Below are 3,666 nucleotides of genomic sequence, written 5' to 3'. Positions count from 1 at the left end.
CTTCATCGGAATCTCCTCGTTCATCCTGCCGAGAAAATTCTACTTCCGCATCCCCTTAAGATCGGGGGGGATTACCCAACATGGCCCATTCGACCACACAAACGAAAGGCGCTCGCCGGTTTCCCCGCGAGCGCCTTTGTCATGCTTAGAGATTTAGGAGGTTAAGACCTGCTCCGTGCTTCAAGCAGAAGCTTACCACACTCCCCAACCGCCTTGGTGTCAACGATACCAACGAATACCGGATCACCCCAGTTTTCCTCGTCACCAATTTCAGCACCAACTGCAGTGATAAATGAAGCAGCCTTCTTCAGGTTGTCATGAGAAACATCACCTTCGAAAAAGCTTTTCAGCCCAGAAAGATAGCTTGGGTCTTTCAGCCCAAAGATGTTGACCTCGATGCTTGCGTTTCCGATTTGATTATCAAAATCGACGGCATCGGCCACGCCATCCAGCGCCAAGGACAAACCCGTTTTCGCAAACTTACTTTTTACGTTCACCGTAGCCCCGATCCCGTAGACAATATATCCGGATGATATGTCATTCGCGGAGCACGGCATATGAATACTGCGCATAGCTTGGTAGTTAAACGTATACTCACCCCGACTTGTGCGAACACCACCAATAGTTCTCAGAAGCCCAAAGTTCATTTCACGATCGCTGATTACAACTTCTGACTGAAGGTGGCTCAGCAAAGACTTTTTTCTCTCAATCGGCAGTTCACTCCACGCTATACGTCGCTCCTGTCCACCTGAAAACTCATTTACAGCCAACAGAGCAGTTCCGGTTCCGGGAGTGAAGAACTCAGGCTTCAGGTCAAGTTGTTGCTGGGGTGAAGGCTTCTCGGGCGGTTTCGGCTTTCTTTTGAAGATATCCCAAAACCGTTTCCTCTGGACAGTTTCGCTCATCAACTCAGGATTGCCATGTTCGAACACACCTTTCGGTATGTTAGGTGAAGAAACTTCCGGCTTATTGGCCTCCAGGTAGTCATAGAACCCTGATGGCACCACCAGTTGATAGCTGGGCTCCGCACTTAATTGCGCCGCCCCAAGTACAATGCCTACGCAGGTTGCGGCGATCGATCGAATTCTCATATTCCCTCCACACAATTCTAAGAACTTCAAAGTCATTCAAACGGATTTAGGCACTTAAGTGGAATGCCACCTTCAGGCTTGCACATTTTACAGCGCTAAACCAACGCTTTGAATCTCGGGTCTGCGATTGAAAGTACTAGGCAGCTATCAAAAACAAACGCCCGGAGCAGGATCACTGCACCGGGCGCATGTTGGGTTACTGCAATATGTCAATTGGGCTAGGATGTCGTCAAGCGCTTTTCTTCCACGGTGCGCTCGCGGGCATGACATCCGTCACCACATGCGATGTTAAGTGACTGATCTGAAGCGCAGATTTGATCTCCAACAAAGCTGCCCACCACTGCAGATAGGCGCGCCGCATCGCTGCAATCTCGCGCGCGGTCGGGCGGATCTCCACCGGGCTATAGGCCACTGGCTCCATGACCAAACTCCCATTGCGCTTGCGCTTCGGCTGGCTCGGCCAGCCCATCGGCCCAAGCTCTGCCGCATCCGAAGTGCGCGCCCTGGTGCCTTGGCGATTTGTGACCGTGGCCACGGGGCGAACCTCGACCTCAGCCTGCCAATCCGGCCTGCGACCAGAACGGGCCAGCTCCGCAATCCAGATCGCCATCCGTCGACCACCGCAGCTTTCCGGCAGCACCGCAAGCGTGCTGGCCACGATGTCCGCGTCATGATGCGCCGGTGACGTGCCGCCACCTTGCACCCGGCACCCCAGCTTTGCATGTTCAATCAAGATGTATTCCATCCCGACGCCCGGTCGCGCGCCGGTCTCGCGCGCGATTTCGTCAAACTCCACGCTGACCTTTTCGCGCTGGAACGCCCATTCAATCAACTCCAGCACAGAGACCGACCGTTTGACCGCGCCGCGCTCGACCGCCCCTCGAAGTGCAACCGTCACGCCTGGCCTGCCTCTGCGACCAGCGCCGCGATCCTTTGGCATTTGTCCTGCGCCTGCCGCCGGGCATTGCGAAAGCTCCAATCTGCCTCGGTGAGTACCCCACCCCGCCCCACATGTTCGTCCTGCCGCATCAGCTGGCGGCGCGCATCTTCGGCCTTGGACCGGATCTGCTTCAGATCATACTCACGGGGCCAGACCCGCGACCGGCGCAGATAGCCCAGCAGCTCCGGCGCCCAACCTTCCGCCAAAGCCGCCTTCCCCAACGCATGGGCAAACACCGCCCGAAACAGCGGCGAGGCATCATCCGGCGGCGTCTGGATCGCTGCCGCCCATTGGAAGATCTTCGCCGTGATCGGGAACTGATCCTGGCTTTTCCCGGCCGGCATACTCGCGGCCTGCTCCGCCAGCACCTGCAGGTTCAGATCTGTCATATAGGCCAGCTTGCCGCAGAGATCCGCGATCATCGCGTCAAACTGCGCCACCGTCAGCTTCGTTGGCTTCGCCAGCCTCAGCCGCACTAGCGGATCAATCAGCAACCGCCGCACCCGCGCCTCACCTGTCGCCTGTTCCTTTGCATCCATGTCTGCACCTCATTTCTCAGCCAATCCGAGTTATCCCCAGCCACCGGCCCCACTGTGTCCGGCGACTGGCCTTCTGTTTTGTTATGTCTCTGTCTCTATCCCTGTCGTGCAGGACAGTCTGAGACTGTCCGAGACTGTCTTGAACTGTCCGCCGGACAGTCTTGGACACTTGGGGGACAGTTATCGGTAGGAGCCGGAGCGCGCCTGCCCGAGGTCGAACATATGCGTCGACTAGGACCGCATCGCGCGCTCGATCCAGCTGGCATTGCGGTACTCGCACCCCTCCTGGACCAGCCATTCGTCCATCCAGCGAATGGCCGCGTCATTCTTCGCAAGCTCGGCGTGATAGCCCCCCCCACGGTAATCCGCAGCCGCTGCAACCGCGTGGCCGCACTCGCCGCCTCATGCTTGGCGCGGTTGTCTTCCTTGCGCGACAGCGCCTTGGTTAGCGTCCGCAACACCATCGGGTGCATCAGCCGCACCTCGCCGCCCTCACAGATACAGGGCGTCCACTTGTGCAACGGGCCATAGTTCAGCTTACACAGGGCGCGGAAATGCCCCGGATCGATCGGCAACAATTTGGCCAGCGTCTCCAGATCCTGCCGCACCGTGCCCACCGGCGTCTGGTCATAGGAGATGTTGATCAGGTCAAAATACAGCGCCCGACATTCCGGCGTCCCTTTGAGCCGCATATCCGAGTTCAGCCACCGCCGCCGCTCCCACGCCATGAAGTAGTGGCTGTCGAGCCGGTCCTCGATCCCGAGTGGATATTCCGGCAGCTCATCTGTCGCGACCGGATGGAGCCCCACCGCGGCCAGCATCACGCCGCCATCCCAAACATACTGGCGAGCTCTTCATCCAGCGCCTCGATCATCTGCGGGCCGTTGTCCGGCGCATCGCTGCGCGCCATCTTGCGATAGCGCCCACTCCCACCCCTATACCGGCACACCTGCGAACACGTCTGCATCGAAGCGCCGATGAACTTGGCCATGTCCCGCAGGGTGCATTCCCCCGCGGTGTGGCCATGTTGCACCAATCGGTTGGGGGATTCACTGCATGAATCCAGCATGATAGCTGGGAGGCATGAGCAGCTGGC

General features: G+C 58.2%; 4 protein-coding genes. All 4 read right to left on the bottom strand.

Annotated elements, in window-relative coordinates; genetic code table 11:
- Positions 1-161 precede the first annotated feature (161 nt).
- On the bottom strand, positions 162-1,091 hold the full coding sequence (locus HCZ87_RS20285; RefSeq protein ID WP_167646873.1) for a hypothetical protein: 930 nt from the start codon (positions 1,089-1,091) through the stop codon (positions 162-164).
- Positions 1,092-1,320: 229 nt separating this feature from the next.
- The gene (locus HCZ87_RS20280; RefSeq protein ID WP_167646871.1) at positions 1,321-1,989 is read right to left on the bottom strand and encodes a hypothetical protein; all 669 of its coding nucleotides are present in this window, start codon (positions 1,987-1,989) and stop codon (positions 1,321-1,323) included.
- A complete protein-coding gene (locus tag HCZ87_RS20275) occupies positions 1,986-2,570 on the bottom strand; it encodes a hypothetical protein (RefSeq protein WP_167646869.1) in 585 nt (194 codons plus the stop codon). Before HCZ87_RS20275 ends, HCZ87_RS20280 begins: the two co-directional genes overlap by 4 nt.
- An 820-nt stretch (positions 2,571-3,390) precedes the next feature.
- On the bottom strand, positions 3,391-3,639 hold the full coding sequence (locus HCZ87_RS20265) for a hypothetical protein (RefSeq protein ID WP_254868721.1): 249 nt from the start codon (positions 3,637-3,639) through the stop codon (positions 3,391-3,393).
- Between the last annotated feature and the right edge of the window lie 27 nt (positions 3,640-3,666).

Source organism: Phaeobacter sp. HF9A (assembly GCF_011806385.1).
Lineage (GTDB): Bacteria > Pseudomonadota > Alphaproteobacteria > Rhodobacterales > Rhodobacteraceae > Epibacterium.
Note: the sequence above shows the minus strand (reverse complement) of the source record. Positions and strands in the feature narration are given on the sequence as shown.

Bases quoted from the DNA above. Each gene is read 5' to 3' on its own strand.
- HCZ87_RS20285 (WP_167646873.1), bottom strand. From the start codon at position 1,091: ATGAGAATTCGATCGATCGCCGCAACCTGCGTAGGCATTGTACTTGGG.
- HCZ87_RS20275 (WP_167646869.1), bottom strand. From the start codon at position 2,570: ATGGATGCAAAGGAACAGGCGACAGGTGAGGCGCGGGTGCGGCGGTTG.
- HCZ87_RS20265 (WP_254868721.1), bottom strand. From the start codon at position 3,639: ATGCTGGATTCATGCAGTGAATCCCCCAACCGATTGGTGCAACATGGC.